The 16,666-nt window shown below is 45.0% G+C and carries 14 protein-coding genes; 6 read left to right on the top strand and 8 right to left on the bottom strand.

Going from position 1 to position 16,666, the window contains the following annotated elements; translation table 11 throughout:
• Positions 1–427 precede the first annotated feature (427 nt).
• The gene (locus QUA13_RS12315; RefSeq protein ID WP_333198738.1) at positions 428–1,168 is read left to right on the top strand and encodes an HAD family hydrolase; all 741 of its coding nucleotides are present in this window, start codon (positions 428–430) and stop codon (positions 1,166–1,168) included.
• 101 nt (positions 1,169–1,269) lie between these two features.
• On the opposite strand, the gene QUA13_RS12320 is transcribed toward QUA13_RS12315, so the two are convergent.
• Together QUA13_RS12320 and tsaD are read right to left on the bottom strand one after the other, a co-directional pair.
• The gene (locus tag QUA13_RS12320) at positions 1,270–1,761 is read right to left on the bottom strand and encodes an N-acetyltransferase family protein (RefSeq protein ID WP_333198740.1); all 492 of its coding nucleotides are present in this window, start codon (positions 1,759–1,761) and stop codon (positions 1,270–1,272) included.
• Positions 1,762–1,807: 46 nt separating this feature from the next.
• Positions 1,808–2,881, bottom strand: coding sequence for a tRNA (adenosine(37)-N6)-threonylcarbamoyltransferase complex transferase subunit TsaD (gene tsaD / locus QUA13_RS12325; protein WP_333198742.1), 1,074 nt, complete (start codon positions 2,879–2,881; stop codon positions 1,808–1,810).
• Between the two features lie 331 nt (positions 2,882–3,212).
• On the opposite strand from tsaD, the gene QUA13_RS12330 reads away from it, so the two are divergent.
• The 4 genes from QUA13_RS12330 (at position 3,213) to ilvN (ending at position 5,915) form a co-directional block, all read left to right on the top strand.
• Positions 3,213–3,701 carry a Photosystem I reaction center subunit III gene (locus QUA13_RS12330; RefSeq protein WP_333198744.1) on the top strand — a complete coding sequence of 163 codons (489 nt, stop codon included), beginning with the start codon at positions 3,213–3,215 and terminating at the stop codon, positions 3,699–3,701.
• 117 nt (positions 3,702–3,818) lie between these two features.
• The gene (psaJ, locus tag QUA13_RS12335) at positions 3,819–3,947 is read left to right on the top strand and encodes a photosystem I reaction center subunit IX (protein ID WP_172188099.1); all 129 of its coding nucleotides are present in this window, start codon (positions 3,819–3,821) and stop codon (positions 3,945–3,947) included.
• Positions 3,948–4,234: 287 nt separating this feature from the next.
• Positions 4,235–5,047: a carbon-nitrogen hydrolase family protein gene (locus QUA13_RS12340; protein ID WP_333198746.1), complete on the top strand. Its 813-nt coding sequence runs from the start codon at positions 4,235–4,237 to the stop codon at positions 5,045–5,047.
• 349 nt (positions 5,048–5,396) lie between these two features.
• On the top strand, positions 5,397–5,915 hold the full coding sequence (gene ilvN, locus QUA13_RS12345) for an acetolactate synthase small subunit (protein WP_333189202.1): 519 nt from the start codon (positions 5,397–5,399) through the stop codon (positions 5,913–5,915).
• Between the two features lie 124 nt (positions 5,916–6,039).
• Here the strand turns inward: ilvN and QUA13_RS12350 are convergent, their stop codons facing one another.
• On the bottom strand, positions 6,040–9,588 hold the full coding sequence (locus QUA13_RS12350) for an EAL domain-containing protein (protein WP_333198748.1): 3,549 nt from the start codon (positions 9,586–9,588) through the stop codon (positions 6,040–6,042).
• Between the two features lie 156 nt (positions 9,589–9,744).
• Positions 9,745–11,097 carry a transposase gene (locus QUA13_RS12355; RefSeq protein WP_333198750.1) on the bottom strand — a complete coding sequence of 451 codons (1,353 nt, stop codon included), beginning with the start codon at positions 11,095–11,097 and terminating at the stop codon, positions 9,745–9,747.
• Position 11,098: 1 nt separating this feature from the next.
• On the opposite strand from QUA13_RS12355, the gene QUA13_RS12360 reads away from it, so the two are divergent.
• Positions 11,099–12,100: a zinc-dependent alcohol dehydrogenase family protein gene (locus QUA13_RS12360; RefSeq protein WP_333198770.1), complete on the top strand. Its 1,002-nt coding sequence runs from the start codon at positions 11,099–11,101 to the stop codon at positions 12,098–12,100.
• Between the two features lie 429 nt (positions 12,101–12,529).
• Here the strand turns inward: QUA13_RS12360 and argJ are convergent, their stop codons facing one another.
• The 4 genes from argJ to QUA13_RS12380 all read right to left on the bottom strand — a co-directional run bounded on the left by argJ (position 12,530) and on the right by QUA13_RS12380 (position 16,625).
• Positions 12,530–13,771, bottom strand: coding sequence for a bifunctional ornithine acetyltransferase/N-acetylglutamate synthase (argJ, locus tag QUA13_RS12365; protein WP_333198772.1), 1,242 nt, complete (start codon positions 13,769–13,771; stop codon positions 12,530–12,532).
• A 323-nt stretch (positions 13,772–14,094) separates the two neighbouring features.
• Positions 14,095–14,235 carry a hypothetical protein gene (locus QUA13_RS12370; RefSeq protein WP_172188083.1) on the bottom strand — a complete coding sequence of 47 codons (141 nt, stop codon included), beginning with the start codon at positions 14,233–14,235 and terminating at the stop codon, positions 14,095–14,097.
• A 61-nt stretch (positions 14,236–14,296) separates the two neighbouring features.
• Positions 14,297–14,491, bottom strand: a complete 195-nt coding sequence (locus QUA13_RS12375) for a hypothetical protein (RefSeq protein ID WP_172188081.1) — start codon at positions 14,489–14,491, stop codon at positions 14,297–14,299.
• 601 nt (positions 14,492–15,092) lie between these two features.
• Entirely contained in the window at positions 15,093–16,625 is a 1,533-nt protein-coding gene (locus QUA13_RS12380; RefSeq protein ID WP_333198752.1) for a right-handed parallel beta-helix repeat-containing protein, read from the bottom strand.
• Positions 16,626–16,666 lie beyond the last annotated feature (41 nt).

Consider the following 16,666-nt stretch of genomic DNA (forward strand, 5'->3'; position numbering starts at 1 on the left):
TTTATTTTGAGATTCGACTCGGCAGTTTTAACCGCTTCTTGTCACACGCATTCAGAATCCCGCGCCGGACACGGCAATGCCGTTTCCCTACAAATATCGCGTACAATCTGATTTTGTAGGGACACAACAGTGTTGTGTCCTAATTTTGTAGGAAAACAACATTCTTCAATCTTAATATTAATCATTAAAAGTCGCAGAGTCTCGCGCCGAAAACGGCAAAGCCGTTGCCCTACAAATATTGTGTCCTGATTTTGTAGGGACACAACATTGCTGTCTCCTAATTTTAGAGATCCACCACATTCTTGTATCCTAATTTTAGAGAAACACAACATTCTTGTTAGAAATCAACAATCCCTAAAAACAATTGCTAAAAAAAACACAACGTGAGAAAATAGAAAAAAATATACAAATTCAGGAGTTATGATTCTTGGTAACTATTAAATGTCGGGGCATTACCTTCTCAAATATCCAAGCCGCAATCTTTGACAAAGACGGCACTCTAGAGGATTCTCAGGAGTTTTTGAGACTGTTGGGGATGAAGCGAGCGCGCCTCGCAGACGCTCAAATTCCGGGCGTTGGAGAGCCTTTACAAATGGCTTTCGGCATCGAAAGCGGCAGCATTGACCCTACGGGCTTGCTAGCAGTGGGCAGCCGCAGGGAAAATGAGATAGTTGCAGCGGGATACATCGCCGAAACAGGCAGGGGATGGCTGGAATCTTTAACTATTGCGCGCCGCGCTTTTGACGAAGCTGACGAAATGTTTAAAAATAGTGCTGTTTCTCCTTTATTTGTCGGCAGTTTGGAAGTGCTGAAATATCTTTCGGAAGCGGGTTTGAAGCTGGGAATTCTTTCGGCCGCTACGACGGAGGTTGTGCAGAAGTTTGTGAAACACCACGAATTAGCCGACTACATTCAGTTAGAAATGGGAGTTGATTCAACCCTTCATAAACCCGACCCGAAATTGTTTTTGCAAGCTTGTGAGAAACTCGGAGTTGAACCCGCAGCAACTTTGATGGTGGGAGATTCAGCGGGCGATATTCAGATGGGTAAAAATGCGGGCGCGGCGGGCTGTATCGGGATTTGTTGGGGAAATGCGCAGGTTCGTCATTTGGAAAAAGCTGATGTGGCGATCGCATCTTTGGATGAAATTACAATTTTAGCAGATTGAGCAAACATCACATCTTTATACCCATTATTAAAAGTCAAAGCCGACGGTAGGGAAACGGCAATGCCGTTTCCTCCAAATCAGGACACGGCATTGCCGTTTCCCTACAAACAACGCAAACCGAGAATTACGACATCTCTTTCTACGCCGTCAAGTTCGGCAACTTGCGGCAGATATCCCCACCGCTGAAAGCCAAATTTCTCAAACAATCTTAAACTCGGCTGATTGTGAGCAAAAATTATTGCCATGAGAGTTTTAAGCTTCAATTCGGGACTCCGCACAATTGCCGATTGCAATAATTTTTGTCCGATTCCGCAGCGCTGGCGATCGGGTGCGACGTAGATGCTAACTTCTGCTGTATGCTGATAGGCGGCGCGTCCGTAGAAAAGCTGAAAACTCAGCCAGCCAACAATATTTTGTTCTGATTCCATTACCCAAATCGGCAAGGAATTGGGGGAGTGTATTCTGTACCACTGAAGGCGGCTTTCGACTGAGATTGGTTTTAAATCTGCTGTGGCTATTCTGCCCGGTATTGCTGCGTTGTATATTTGAACAATTGCTGGCAAATCGCTTTCTTCTGCGTCGCGGATTTTCATCGTTTGCTTGACTGTTGACTGTTGACTAATGACTAATGACTAATAACTAATGACTATTGTACAGTTCCATAATATCGCTGACAGCCATCCGCGAATTTGCTCCCAAAGTCAGCGGCGATGTGTGTCCTCGCTGCAAGTGTTCGGCCGCCGCACAGCCGATCATTGCTGCGTTGTCTGTACAATATTTTAATGGCGGAAACAATACCCGCAAGTTGTGTTTGGCTGCTGCTGCTTGTAAGTGTTTTCGCAGTCCGCTGTTTGCTGCAACTCCACCGCCGACGGCAATGGTGGTAAGCCCGAAATTTAGCGCGCAGTCGATCGATCTTTTCGTTAAACTCTTAGCTACTGTTTCCTGAAAGCTGGCCGCAATATCATTAATTGTAGAGGCAGGCAAGAAGCCTTCCCCATCCACATTGTTATTTTGTTTTTTGAGTTTCTGCACTAATTGCAAAACTGCTGTTTTCAACCCGCTAAAACTGCTGTCGTAGGGGTGGTAGCCGCCACCAGGCAGCGAAATTCTGCCTTCTGGCAGGGGGTATGCTTGGGGATTGCCAAGGGCGGCTAATTTGTCAATCAGAGGCCCGCCCGGATATCCTAGCTGCAAAAGTCTCGCGACTTTATCAAAAGCTTCGCCGGCGGCGTCGTCGCGCGTGTGTCCTACAGTTTCGTAAACGCCGCAATCTTTGACGTAAATTAAGCTGGTGTGTCCCCCGGAAACTAACAAACACAAAAACGGTGGCTGCAAGTCTGGTTCGGTAAGGTAAGAAGCGTAGATGTGCCCTTCGAGGTGGTGGACACCTAAAAAAGGTTTTTGACGGACTATTGCCAAGCTTTTCGCCGCTGTCAGCCCGACTAACAATGCACCTACTAAACCCGGGGAACAAGTCGCTGCAATGCCGTCAATTTCTGACCAACTCAGGTTTGCCTCCGAGAGACACTGGGCAATTACCTGATTTAGCATTTCTAGGTGACTCCGCGAAGCCACTTCCGGCACTACTCCGCCGTACTGCTCGTGGATTTTAATTTGCGATGCTACAACATTGCTGCAAACTTGACGATTCTTAACAATTGCTGCTGCTGTTTCGTCACAACTTGTTTCGATTGCGAAAATGGTTGCCATTAACTGGTAATTTTATTTGATAGGTTAGCTATTGCTAGCTTAACTAATTCGGCGCAAGTCCCCCGCTATACCTGTACTCAGGTTATTGTTGAGGGATCTTTGCCCGATCGACAGGTAAGGCCATCATCTGATGCAATGAAGGAATATCCTCGCGGTATTGCTAGCTCAGCACTGACCTATGAAAACGCGAATCCCTCTTTATTATTGGGCTTTGTCGCATCAATGATGGATACTTGAGACTGTCAAGAAACACGGTAATCTGGATTCCAGATCGGCAAGTTGAAATGCTTGTACAAAAACTTATTGTTTTGTAACAAAAGGAAACAATTCCATGCGACGATTGTTTGCTGCAATTTTAGTGTTGAGTGTCTGGATCAGTTTTGCTCCAGTTGCTTCGGCTTACAATTTAGTGCCGTGCAAAGACTCTCCCGAATTCAAGGAACTAGCTAAAACTGCACGTTCTACTAATGGCGACCCGGCATCCGCGAAAGCGCGGTTCGAGCGCTATTCTCAAGCTATGTGCGGCCCCGAAGGATACCCGCACTTAATCGTAGACGGCAACTTGAGCAAAGCAGGGGACTTTTTGATTCCTAGCATACTGTTCTTGTATATCGCAGGTTGGATTGGTTGGGTGGGCCGTTCTTATCTGCAAGTTACCAAAAAATCAGCAACCCCAGAGGAAAAAGAGATTATTATCGACGTTCCTTTGGCAATCAAATGTATGCTGAGCGGCGTTTTATGGCCTCTGGCAGCTCTGACATCAATCACCAGCGGTGAAATGTTTGCAAAGGACGACGAAATTACTGTTTCCCCCCGCTAAAATTGGGAAATGGAGAAGAGCTAATAGCTAACAGTTAATCACTTAACTGGGAATTAGCAATTAGCCCTAGATCGATCGGCAATTACCAACTGTCTCAAATTTTTAGGAGCAGAATTCATGCAATACTTTGTCAAGTTTCTTTCGACCGCACCAGTCTTGGCTATCCTTTGGATATCTATTCAAGCTGCGGGTTTAATTGAATTTAACCGCTTTTTCCCAGACCTGCTTTTCCATCCGATGCCTTAAGATTTGAGGGAAATTAGGTTGCAAAACCTAGGAGAGAAAAGTTGAGAGTTTTGACTTTTGAGTGATGAGTTACAGGTTAATTTAGCGCTAAAAGATCAAAACTCTCAAACCGTACCAGTTGGTGCAAGACGAGCACATAAATGGCGAAAAGCCAAGCATCTAAACTATTTAGTTATCAAATTAGTTGCTACTGACTAATGGCTAATGACTGTTGACTGATGACTAATGACTAATGACTGTTGACTGATGACTAATGACTAATGACTAATGACTAATATTGTGAATCGATGAAGTCTTATCTCGCCGCAGCAATTCAAATGACTAGCTTGCCTGACCTGCAAAAAAATTTGGTTCAGGCAGAGGAATTAATCGACCTGGCAGTGCGTCAAGGTGCGGAGTTAGTTTCCTTACCAGAAAATTTCTCGTTTATCGGAGAAGAGGAGGAAAAGATTGCTTCAGCAGAGGCGATCGGACTCCACAGCGAAAAATTCCTCAAAACGATGGCCCAGCGGTTCCAGGTAATGATTCTGGGCGGCGGATTTCCCGTGCCGACGGAGGGGGGGAAGGTATACAATACCTCTTTGCTGGTAGACCAAAACGGCACTGAAGTGGCAAGGTACAGAAAAGTACATTTGTTCGATGTGAATGTGCCAGACGGCATTACTTACAGGGAATCGAACACTGTGAAAGCTGGTGAAGATTTGCCACCGGTTTATGTGTCGCCGGAGTTGGGGACGCTGGGACTTTCGGTGTGCTATGACGTGCGGTTCCCGGAAGTGTACAGGCATTTGTCGTACAAGGGGGCTGATGTTTTGTTCGTGCCGGCGGCGTTTACCGCTTACACTGGCAAGGATCACTGGAAGGTTTTGCTGCAAGCTAGGGCGATCGAGAATACTTGTTATACGATCGCCCCCGCACAAACTGGCCGCCACTACGGCCGCCGTCAAACTCACGGTCACGCGATGATTATCGACCCTTGGGGTGTGGTTTTGGCGGATGCTGGAGAGGAACCGGGTGTGGCTATTGCAGAAATTAATCCCGATCGACTAGAACAAGTCCGCCGCCAGATGCCGTCGCTGCAACACCGGGTTTTTATGTGAAGGAATTTTGAGACCAATTGGTCTCAAAATTTCAGTCCCGTCAGCGACAAGACCTAACAACTTTTTATTCGCTCAAGTAATTGTGTAGGTTCGTACACAAAAAACTTAGATCGTGTGGGTGCGATCGACCAAAAGAACCGGTTGTGGCGGGTTTACGCTGAATCTATGACTGATATTGTCGATCGGGCGTGACTGTGGGCTCCGAGAGCTTAATATATTGTTTTTTCCCGGAGATGAACGACCAATAACTCGCGATAAAATGTCTAAGGCAGGTTCAATGGGCGTGCACTTCTGCTAAAAGGCGAATTGGCGAAAGTAGAATTGCACGAAATGCGTCTTTTTTGGATAAATGAAACACACTCTTTCGGTTTTAGTTGAAGATGAAGCGGGTGTCCTCACTCGAATTGCTGGTTTATTTGCCCGTCGGGGTTTTAATATTGAAAGTCTGGCCGTCGGTCCGGCGGAGCAAGTAGGAATATCTCGGATTACGATGGTTGTACCCGGAGATGACCAGGTTATCGAGCAGTTGACCAAGCAACTGTACAAGTTGATTAACGTGCTTAAAGTTCAGGATATAACAGAAATTCCCTGTGTGGAACGGGAGTTGATGTTGCTGAAAGTTAATGCTGCTAGCGGCACGCGATCGGAGATAATTGAGTTAGCTCAGATTTTCAGAGCCCGCGTGGTGGATATAGGTGATGATACGCTGACATTGGAAGTTGTCGGAGATCCGGGTAAAATGGTGGCGATCGTCCAGGTTCTGAATAGATTTGGGATTAAGGAAATTGCTCGGACTGGGAAAATTGCCCTAACGAGAGAGTCGGGGGTAAATACTGAGTTTCTCAAGTCTTTGGAAGCGAAAGTTTGAGTCAGGAGTCATCACTCATTAGTCATTAGTCATTAGTCAGAAAGAATCTTTGAAATTTTAACTTTTGACTTCTTATTACCAATTACCAATAACTAATGACCAATGACTGATGACTCCTGACTAATTACCATTCAGGTTGACTTTCTATCAAAAGTGTGGCTGCGATGCTGTCTACAGGCTTTGAGAAAAAGTATCCTTGTCCGTATTCGCATTGCAGTGCTCTGAGTAAATTAAGCTGTTCTATGGTTTCGATTCCTTCAGCAATTACATCCATGCCTAAATGACTGGCTAAAATTAAAATTGTCTGTACAATGGCTTCGTTTCCTTCATCTTCAGTCATGCGGCTGACAAAAGCTCGATCGATTTTTAAAGCGTCAGTTGGAAAAGTGTGCAGGCGGCTCAAAGAAGAATAGCCAGTGCCGAAATCGTCAATATATAATTGAATTTCTAATTTTTTCAATTCTGCAAGGATAGCGACTGCTGATTCGGAGTTCTCCATGATGACGCCTTCAGTAATTTCTAACTTTAAAGTACGGGGGTCAAGCTGAGTTTCTTCTAAAATTTCGCGAATGCGATCGATTAAATCCGGTTGTTTAAATTGTTGATTAGAAAGGTTGACGCTGACAGTCAACGGCGGATTTTCTGGGAATTTTTGGTGCCACTGGTGGGTCTGACTGCAAGCCGATCGCATCATCCACCAACCAATAGGTACAATCAATCTAGTTTCTTCTGCTACTAAAATAAACTCGCCGGGACAGACTAAACCTCGCTGCGGGTGATACCACCGCAGCAGCGCTTCAAAACCCCTGATTGTACCGCTAGTTAGAGAGACGATGGGCTGATAGTAAAGCTGGAATTCCTGGGATTCTAAAGCGCGCCGCAGGTCGTTTTCCAGTTGCAAAAGGGCGACGGCGCGAGTGTGCATACTTAAGTCAAAAACTTCGTGACGAGCTTTGCCCAATCCCTTAGCATGATACATGGCAGCATCTGCATCTCGGAGCAGTTCTTCAGGTCGATCGTACAATGTTCGGAACTGGACATTGGGAACAGGAGAGTCGGAAGCTAAGCAAGACAAAGAAGTTTCCCGATCGATATTTCCCAGATTCCCGGCGATCGACAGTTGGCTGGTTTCCCTTGGATACGGAGGAGGAAAACCAGAACAAACAATCCCAATGCTAGCACTGGTAAAAACTTGATACTCATTAAGGTAAAAAGGCTCTGCCAGTTCCGCTTGGACTCGTTGGGCAATCAGGATCGGATCTTCGGCGCTATTGATATTTTCCAGCAAAATAGCGAATTCGTCGCCGCCGAGACGGGCAACGGTATCTCCAGTGCGCAAACAGATTCCCAGACGCTGCGCGATCGCGATCAGCAACCGATCGCCCACTAAATGCCCCAAACTGTCGTTAACAACCTTAAAGCGATCGAGATCGATAAACAGCACCGCAAACACAACCTCGGGGCGGCGTTTTGAAAGCTCGATCGCGTGTCCCAAGCGATCCATAAATAAAGCTCGGTTGGGCAAACCCGTTAGCATATCGTGCAAAGCATCGTGTACTAACTTCTCTTCTGCTATTTTGCGGACGGTGATATCTTCGACAGTGCCTTCGTAGTAAAGCAATTTGTCGCCAGCGCCTCGAACAGCCCGGCCGTTCTCGGAAACCCAGATCGTGGTGCCGTCAGCGCGGTAAACTTGGGACTCGAATTCTGACACAAAACCGTGTTTTTCGATCTCGTGCAAAAACTCGACGCGGCGCTCGGGATCGAGGTAGAGTTGGCGATCGATGTTGCGTATGTTCGCCATCAATTCGGCGGGCGACTCGTAGCCATAAATTCTTGCCAAAGCAGGGTTAGCACTGAGGTAGCGCCCGTCAGGCGTTGCCTGGAAAATGCCTTCGATCGCATTTTCAAAGATGCTGCGGTATTTCTCTTCGGCCTGTTGCAGCGCGAATTCTGCCTGCTTGCGATCGCTGATATCGGTCAAGGTGCCGAGATAGCCCAGAACTTCCCCGCTTTTGGCAATTTCTGGCACTGCTTGCCAAAATACCCAGGTTGTGAAGTCGCCGTTGCAAAAGCGGTACTCTAATTTACAAGGCAACTTCTCTTTGACAGCGCCATACCAAACGCTCAAAACGCGATCGCGGTCTTCGGGATGCAAACTTTGCGTCCAACCTTCGCCTATTGCCTGTGGTGCTGTCAGCCCCGCCATCTCCAAAAATCGCTGGTTGACGTACAAGCAATCTCCACCAGCGTCGGCGCGGAAAATCCCGACCGGCAGGATTTTTGCCAAAGTGTAATAGCGGTATTCGCTTTCTAGCAGCGCGCTGGCAGCTACTTTCGTCTCTGTGATGTCAAACATTGCACCTTGAAGAATGACGGACTTGCTTGCTTCATCGCGAACTGCAGTCGCTCGATCGCGGAACCAGACGACTCGGCCGTTGCGGGCGATCGCGCGGTATTCTGAAACGAGCGGCCCGTCCCAAAATATCTCTTCTCCACTGGTAAATTTCTGTGTGGCGTTTTCAACTAACACGCGATCGCGGTCTTCTGGGTGAACGAGTTTGAGCCACAGGTCGGGGTCTGCCCTCCATTCAGCTACAGAATAACCCAGAAAAGTCTCGATTTGCGGGCTGATATAAAGTTTGGCAGCGGTGCGGTTGAGGGGAGAAATGTAGGTGACAGCCGGCATTTGTTCTACAAGAGCGCAGTATTTTGCTTCTACTGTGGACAGTGCTGCTTCTAGGCGCTGGCGCTCTAATTCGGCGGCGGCCCGTCCGGCAAAAATGCTGAGAATTAGTCGGAAGTTGGCAAGATGTGCTTCCGGGAGGGGTCGATCGTGGAAAATACAAATAATGCCTAAAGGTTCGCCGTAAGAGTTTTTCAACAAGACTCCCAGGAAACTGCGCGCACCTGTAACTACCAATCTGCGGTCTTCTGGAAAGGTTTCCAGGAGGCAGTCAGGACAGGAGTACATTCCCCGCTCGATCACCAGCGCTTCGGGAGTATTGGCGGTGTCGCACTCAAAGTTTGGCGGCCACAATCCGTCGCTCCAAAAACTGATAACTTGCAATCTATCGGGAGCAGCATCGGCGCGTTCCTTCGACTTAATCAATTTGGCTGCGACGGCGGTGCAAACTCCGAGTGCTGAGGCTAAGTGGCGAACTAAGGCATCAAAGAATTCTGCTCCCGCCGGCGAATCAGTACCTGCTAGGATCTCGCCCAGCAAATCTTCCTCTAGTTGCGCGGAAGCAGTTAGTTTGGGAGGATTATCTGCCTTCGGGCGATCGCGATTTTCCCCCATCGAACCCGAAATGCTCACACTTAGGGTTTGGATGCTTCCAGGCCCGACAATAGGCGAAGAATTCACAGTTGGGCGCTGTTTCTGGCGCAAGAATAGAGCGCCGCCTGTACTTAAAACTTTACCCAATAATCTCTCAGTTGGCGGCAACAGATTTGAGTTGGAGAAAATCCCACAGTTTTTCCAAATTTTCAATCCCGCAGATTTATCTGCGGGGTTTAATTCTGCCAACTGCCGTTTCTCTTCTGCCAGAGGGAGACTGGGGGGTCTTCGCTGCCACTTGAGATAAATCGCGGACGCCAAGGCTAAAGTCACCGATAATCCCAGAAGGTATGCCAGAATCTCAAAGTAAAAAAATAAATTTAGATCGAACATCGATTAGCACCGCTCAACAATTGTTGTAGTTATCTAAAGCCAATCTATTAAAAAATCACTAAGTATCGTCACGGATGGGTAACGAATACGAGGTAGGATCGCAGTGAAAGCGACAAGAGAGTTAACAGTTCACAAAAAACCGGGCAATACTTGACATTACCGAACTTTTTGTGGTTCTTTTCGTACAGGATCAACCCGTACAGGTGAAACTGCAAACACCTCTATACGGTTTCTACACTCCTCAAAGGGTGAGTTTCCGTTTATTTTTTTAATCATATTTAATAATGCTGCATTCACATTAGAATTAATCAGGGTTTGATTCAAAGACCGAAACAACCCACGTTTAACTCTCTTACGCTGGTAAGACTCTTGCTTGCCGACAGGCTCTAAATCCCAAAAGCTACACTTACTTGTATAAGATTCTTCTGTAACTGTTACCTCGATACCCACTAACTCAGCTTTGTAAGCAATCATTTCTCTGAGCTTGGCATAAGAAATTACTACAAAAGTCTGATGAGTTTTTTGGGCTAAGGCTAAATTTTGTTTCCACGCCACATTTTTTCCAATAACTAACTGCCCGATTTTCTCATCCACCAACCCCTTAACAATCAAACTGCTGGTTTGAGGAAGGTAGTTTTTTACTCGCTTGTTTCGCTTAAAGGTGATTTGCTGAATTTGGCGCGCGGTATATTTCCCTTGGTCAACTTTTGATTGTAAAAATGCTCGGCGCTTATTGAAACATTGATTGATTAATTGGAGATATTTTCCATCAGATAGAGTAGGAGTAAATGTTAGCTGATTCGATGATGTCAAAGCGACGAGGTTATCAATCTCTAAATCTATACCTGCTATGAGTTGGGGATTTAAATCCACCAACTTTACAGGCTTTTCACAAACAACCTCAACAAGGCAGATAGCTGTTTCATAAACTATCATTACCTCTATGAGGTCTTGGGCTTTTGTAACAATTATTATGTCACCTTGAGATAAATCAAGTAGCCCATTATTTTTATGTTCACCCCTTTCTCCTATCAATTGGTTATCATAATAAATTAACAAGTTACGTCCACAGGTTTGAGGTTGGTATTTTTGGATGTTAGGGGGGGATAAAAATTGATGGATATCTCGGCAATAAGCCATTATTGACTTTTTCCAAGCATCCCCATCGTGAAGAACTTGTTTGAGAACTTGATAGTTAATTTGCTCTGGTAAATATTTATAGTCGGCTGTTGGTTTTAGGATGGCATATAAATTTTTGAGACTCCTGGCACAGCCAACTTGATACCCAGACTTAAAAAAGTGTTTCCTCATGTAATAGTTACCATGATTGTAGAGATTTATGGACAGAAACGATAAGTTATCAAACTGTTTAAAAAACTGATGCTGCCGATCTATGTAATGCTTTTCAACGACAATCATAATTTTTTTTAGAAAACGAATTTTTTTTATTGCTTTGCTAAGCAATGTACAATAAAGTTCAATGATTATCTGATATAGTGTAACACCCATGATGAAAGCAATCGTTTTTGAAACCCCCGGAAGCCCGTCAGTATTGCAACTGCAAGATATCCCCGCCCCTACTATACAAACAGAAACTGATGTTTTGGTGCGGTTGCGAGCGGCGGGTATCAATCCGATAGATACTAAGTTGCGGGCGCGAGGCACTTTTTACCCCGAGAAAACTCCTCACGTTTTGGGGTGCGACGGTGCTGGAGTCGTAGAGGCTGTAGGTGCTGGTGTGCAAAGTTTCCAAGTGGGAGACGAGGTTTTTTTCTGCAACGGCGGTTTGGGCGGGTCGAGGGGTACTTATGCTGAGTTTGCCGTTGTAGACCAACGCTTTCTCGCCCTCAAGCCTGCTGCTTTAAGTTTTGCTGAGGCGGCGGCGGCACCGTTAGTTTTAATTACAGCATGGGAATCGCTGTACGATCGAGGGCGCTTGCAAGCCGGGCAAAAAGTGCTGATTCAAGCTGGTGCCGGCGGTGTCGGTCACGTCGCGGTACAGTTGGCGAAGTTGCAGGGTGCTGAGGTTTGCACTACTGTTAGTTCTGAGGAAAAAGCCAATTTTGTCAAGCAGTTAGGTGCAGATTTAGTAATTTTATACAAAAATACTGATGTTGTCGATGAAGTTTTGACTTGGACTCAAGGACAAGGAGTTGACTTGGCTTTCGATACAGTCGGGGGAGAAACTTTTTATCAAACTATTCCGGCTGTGAAGATTTATGGAGATTTGGTAACAATTTTGGAACCCGATCCAGCTTTGGGCAATTTGACCACAGCGAGAATGCGAAATCTGCGAATTAGTCTGGAATTAATGTTAACACCGATGCTGCAAAGTTTGGTGGAGGAACAGGAACAGCAGGCTCATATTTTGCAGAAGTGTGCTCGTTTGTGCGATCGCAATTTGCTCAAAATTCACGTCAGCCAAACTTTCCCTCTCGAACAAGCTCAAGCCGCTCACGAACTGTTAGAAACAGGCTCAGTAGCCGGTAAAATAGTTTTGGTAATTTCCTAAATTTCCTACCCAATCTGCTAGCTTCGCTATAGTGTCCAGTCATGGATCTAGAAACCAGGTTAAGGCCATTTTTTCTGGCTAAAAAACCCGGTTTATTGAGTTTTTGTGCGTAAGTAGCTTTTAACGCCAACCGCCATTGCGTTTGGAAACGCCGCCAGAAATTGAAAAGTTTTTTTTGACGAATAAGAACGAAGATGAAAACTTGAATAAGTTGGCGTTCGTTTTTTTTGCTCGTGTTTAAAAAACGTTGGTTGGGCGATTGGGATTGCGCCTACAAAAACAAAACCCGACGATAGCGGGTTTTGTTTTTGTGCCCGTAAAATTCGCGGTTTCTAGCCTCCCGGACTTCAACCCGCGTTCTAAATTTACTCAACCCGCTATCGTCGGGTTTTGTTTGTGTAAGCGCGGTTTCTAACCGCCCGAACTTATTTAAGTTGTATACTCCGCATTAATCTTCACATAGTCGTAACTCAAATCGCATCCCCAAGCTTTCGCAAAACCGCTGCCATTCCCGACACTAACCTGAATTAAAACCGTATCAGCTTTCAAATATTCCCCCTCCGCAGCCGCTTTCATGTAATTACTCGCAGCAGCGCGATCGAACTCTTTCGGTTGCCCGTTTTCCAGCATCAAAAAATCCCCTAATTCAATCCGCAAATTTTCTTGATCGAAAGGTACACCAGCGCGCCCAGCCGCCGCCGCAATTCTCCCCCAATTCGGATCGCGTCCGAAAATAGCAGCTTTCACCAAAGAAGAACCGACAATTGTTTTGGCAATTTTACTCGCAGAAACTTCATCCAGCGCGCCGCTAACTTGCACTTCCATCAAACAAGTTGCACCTTCGCCGTCACGGGCGATCGCCTTTGCTAAATGTACGCAAACTTCTGTCAGCATCGCCTCTAATTTTTCAGCATCCGCCCCCATTTCTGTAATCGCTGGTGTGCGAGATTGACCGTTCGCCAAAGCAATTAGCGAATCGTTGGTACTGGTATCTCCGTCAACAGTAATTTGATTGAAACTTCTGTTAGCCGCCCGACTCAGCATTTCTTGCCACAAATGCGACGACACTGCTGCATCGCAAGTTACAAATGCTAGCATTGTTGCCATATTCGGGTGAATCATTCCCGAACCTTTGCAAATGCCGCCAATGCGGACGGGTCGATCGCCAAACATAGTTTCCAAGGCGATCGTTTTCGGCACTAAATCAGTCGTACAAATAGCCTTAGCAGCCGCATCGGAACCAGTTTCCGATGCCTCAGCAACTAATCGCGGAATTCCCGCCCTCAGCGGGTCCATTTTAATCCGCTGTCCGATGACGCCTGTCGAGGCCAAAAGAATTGATTCTGGAGGAATATTCAGCGCTTCTCCCAATAATTTGGCACTTTCGAGGGCATCGGCCAAACCTTGTTCGCCAGTAGCAGCATTAGCTTGTCCCGCATTGCACAAAATTGCTTTCGCGCTTGGTTTCGCTTGCAAACGCTGGCGGCAGTAGTCCACGCAAGCGGCCCGGACAGTGGATGTAGTAAAGACTCCTGCGGCGATCGCGTCCACCTCTGACAAAATTAAACTTAAATCCGGCAAGCCTGAAGGCTTCAAACCCGCTGTAATTCCAGATGCTCGATACCCTCTGGGTGCTGTAACTCCGCCGTCAATTTCTTTCCAGTCCGACATCATGACCTCCCTAGTAGCCTTCAATCTGCTGAAAGGGGATTATACCATTTTAGATTTTAGATTTTAGATTTTAGATTTTAGACTTCGGCGTGAGGGCTCAGTCGAACGATTTTAGATTTTAGATTTTAGATTTTAGATTTTAGATTCTTTTGAACCCAATTTTTCATTCCCATTCCCAATTCCCAATTCCCCATAAAACTAATCGCGGCTTCCAATCTAGAGTTAGAACTCAAGAAGAAGTCGCGATGGTTTTGTAATTGACATTATTAATTTTTAGCTGGCAAACAAACTCGATTCAACTATCTCGCCGTTGAAAAAAGGAGTTATTTGCGATCGATACTCGCTGGAGAGCCAGCATCTAAACCAACTTCAGCAGCCACACGGCTCAGCATGGATTCCTGACGGTTTTTGACGACGTGTTGATGGCGCATCATCAGGGTGCGGGCTTGTTCTTGAGTTGACATAACTAATTTCTCCAAATTATAGGTAATAACTTCGTAGACAATTGTCGAAATTGAGCTTGCCCTAGCTCATAGTGGCGTTGCTGCGATCGTAACTGGCTTGAAAGCTGGGCTGCGGTTTGCCTTGAATGTGACCCCAGTAGTGCGAATCTTCCATCCCGACTTCGGTGGCGGTGCGGTTGAGCATGGATTGCTGCCGGTTCTTCACCAGTTGGTGGTGGCGCATCATCAGAGAGCGAGCTTGATTTTCGGTAGACATATGCGGTTCCTCCGTATTCTTTAGATTAATGTTGGGCTGTTTTTTTCTTCTCTTCTATCACTATAACAGACAATTCTGTATCTAAAGCTACCAAATCAAAATTGTCATAAAACTTTACAATTGGGCTATTGGGCGAGAAGGTCGATCGAGGGTGCAGGGAGTGCGATCGGGCTTGGGCTAGTGGATTCAGGCCCAACCTCCAGCAGCCGTTGGCAAAATTTGACAATATTCATCTTCTAAGAGCCACATTTTAGCGGCTTCGTAATTGCTAGTGGCAAAAATAACTTTATAGTTTGGTTCAAAGTTATGGATGCAGAATTTGGCCTCTCAAGGGAGTCGAAGTTGCCTTAGTTAACAGTAAATTTAATAAGTAGCTAAGTAGGTAGGCGCTGTAAAACACAATTATGTTAAGGATTGTAAAGTATCCTTAGCCCTAAGCGTGGCTAAGTTAGCCCTGTTTACATATTGTTACATAGCTCGGTTTAATCCCGCTTACCTACTTAAATCATTATTATTGAGTTGTGTAATTAATTTTGTTTAGGTACTTAATACAACTATTAACAATTAATTATTACAGACACAACTTATTTTAATGAAGGGTTTATTGGGGTAAATCAGGAAATTGAGGTGGGAACTTACCCTGCCACCAAAAATGGGGTTTTTCTCCATTGGGAAAAGCTCCAACTCTCATCTGAGATGTTTGAGAATTAGCAGTTAATGGGGTTGGGTTACTGACCGGAGATTTTAAGTAAAAATTCCCTTCTTCAGGATTAATAAATTGAGGTTCTTCTGTGACCGCAGCAGTTCCATTCGTTCCATAGATATTCGCATAGTTATCAGGAAGCCATCCAGCATAAATCGGACGGGTGGTATTATTTTCTCCAAAGATTAAGTTCTGGCTAATCTCAATATCTTTTTGACGCAAAATCTTTTCGATGTCAGAGTTAGCCGCCAAATAGCGATCGCTATAACCGATTTGAAAGCCCCTATTTTTGCTAAAAATATTATTCTTGATTTCAACATTTTGAAGATTATTAGAAAATAAATATAACCCTCCCGTAATCCAAAAAAAGCTTTCTCCTGGGTTCGGTTTACCATAACCATTATGATGAACCGTGTTATTATAAATTTTAATATTATGCCGTAACCCATCATTTCCCCATCGGGCAAAGAGAATTCCGGTTCCCCAGTTATCATAAATTAAGTTATGATGAAATCGAATATTTTTTGCTTCTGAACCTCCTTCTACTGCTAAAGCAAATCCTGCCCCATTACAATCATGAACAACATTATTAAAGACCTCAACATCTTCTAAGACTCCCACCCAACTATCCACATATAATCCTTGTCGTGCCATGTGGTGAATATAGTTATGATGGACGGTTCCATATTTACTCTTTTCTTTAACATCAATTCCTTCTTTTTTCCCATCCTTAACTAAGTTATAAGCAACTTCAAAATTTTCAACCCCACCGATTGAAATTGCTTCATGGGGAGCTTCTGAAAAATCATTTAAAAAGTCAGCCATCTTCAGGTCGTTTGCATTAATAACCGTATTTCCTATTACTTTATAGCGATCGCCCCCCCAAACACCAATACCTGGGGAAAACGTATTTTCTGTTTTATTATTATAAAGGTTAATAAAATGGCTATTTCTAACTGTAATCCCAGAATTATGAGAATTAATAACTTCTAAATCTTCGACTTGAATATAACTAACATTTTGTAACAAAAATGCACCTTGATCGTGAGGATAATGGGATTTCTTACCAGAAGGAGGCTCTACTTTAACTGCATCCGCATCAATAATAACCCGTTCTTCAGGATAGGCTCGATAAGTAATCCAAGCCTTTTCTGTCCCTGAATTTTTAGCTTGAATTTGTTCTGTGAGGCGATAAGTTCCCTCCCGAATATAAACTGTTTCACCCGCTTTTAAGACCCACGCTGCGTGATTAATTGTTGACCAAGGATGCTCAAGTGAACCGTTATTTGTATCACTGCCATTTGGTGCAACATAAAAACCATGAGGATGGATTTGTGATAAACTTCGCGATGTCCAGCACTCGCCACTAATCGCCAATAGAAATCCTGCTAATACTAACGTGATGAACCTATGAACGGTTTTTCTCATCATGAAGTTTTTTTAGGTAGCATTTAATCCTCACTGTTTAAACA

The sequence above is a fragment of the Microcoleus sp. S28C3 genome, from assembly GCF_036700785.1.
In the GTDB taxonomy this organism is placed as follows: domain Bacteria; phylum Cyanobacteriota; class Cyanobacteriia; order Cyanobacteriales; family Microcoleaceae; genus Microcoleus; species Microcoleus asticus.

Coding starts and splice junctions, on each gene's coding strand:
- QUA13_RS12380 (WP_333198752.1), bottom strand. CDS start 16,625: ATGATGAGAAAAACCGTTCATAGGTTCATCACGTTAGTATTAGCAGGA.
- QUA13_RS12320 (WP_333198740.1), bottom strand. CDS start 1,761: ATGAAAATCCGCGACGCAGAAGAAAGCGATTTGCCAGCAATTGTTCAA.
- QUA13_RS12360 (WP_333198770.1), top strand. CDS start 11,099: ATGAAAGCAATCGTTTTTGAAACCCCCGGAAGCCCGTCAGTATTGCAA.
- QUA13_RS12355 (WP_333198750.1), bottom strand. CDS start 11,097: ATGGGTGTTACACTATATCAGATAATCATTGAACTTTATTGTACATTG.
- argJ (WP_333198772.1), bottom strand. CDS start 13,771: ATGTCGGACTGGAAAGAAATTGACGGCGGAGTTACAGCACCCAGAGGG.
- psaJ (WP_172188099.1), top strand. CDS start 3,819: ATGCAATACTTTGTCAAGTTTCTTTCGACCGCACCAGTCTTGGCTATC.
- QUA13_RS12375 (WP_172188081.1), bottom strand. CDS start 14,491: ATGTCTACCGAAAATCAAGCTCGCTCTCTGATGATGCGCCACCACCAA.
- QUA13_RS12370 (WP_172188083.1), bottom strand. CDS start 14,235: ATGTCAACTCAAGAACAAGCCCGCACCCTGATGATGCGCCATCAACAC.
- tsaD (WP_333198742.1), bottom strand. CDS start 2,881: ATGGCAACCATTTTCGCAATCGAAACAAGTTGTGACGAAACAGCAGCA.
- QUA13_RS12330 (WP_333198744.1), top strand. CDS start 3,213: ATGCGACGATTGTTTGCTGCAATTTTAGTGTTGAGTGTCTGGATCAGT.
- QUA13_RS12340 (WP_333198746.1), top strand. CDS start 4,235: ATGAAGTCTTATCTCGCCGCAGCAATTCAAATGACTAGCTTGCCTGAC.
- QUA13_RS12350 (WP_333198748.1), bottom strand. CDS start 9,588: ATGTTCGATCTAAATTTATTTTTTTACTTTGAGATTCTGGCATACCTT.
- ilvN (WP_333189202.1), top strand. CDS start 5,397: ATGAAACACACTCTTTCGGTTTTAGTTGAAGATGAAGCGGGTGTCCTC.